Annotated in this window: 1 protein-coding gene; it reads left to right on the forward strand. The window is 62.4% G+C overall.

Annotated elements, in window-relative coordinates:
- Positions 1–250, forward strand: a 250-nt coding sequence (locus C173_RS28095; protein WP_036731488.1) for a collagen-like protein, incomplete at both ends; no start/stop codon positions are given.

Here is a 250-nt window from a genome sequence, read left to right on the forward strand (position 1 = left end):
TGAGACTGGTGCGACGGGGCTGACCGGAGAGACTGGTGCAACAGGGCTTACGGGTGAGACTGGAGCGACAGGACTCACGGGAGAGACTGGTGCAACAGGGCTTACGGGTGAGACTGGAGCAACGGGGCTTACGGGAGAAACGGGAGCAACAGGGCTGACTGGTGAGACTGGTGCAACGGGGCTTACAGGTGAGACTGGTGCGACTGGGCTGACCGGAGAAACGGGAGCGACAGGGCTCACAGGTGAGACC

Origin of the sequence: Paenibacillus sp. FSL R7-277, assembly GCF_000517965.1 — a bacterium.
Taxonomy (GTDB): domain Bacteria; phylum Bacillota; class Bacilli; order Paenibacillales; family Paenibacillaceae; genus Paenibacillus_AQ; species Paenibacillus_AQ silagei.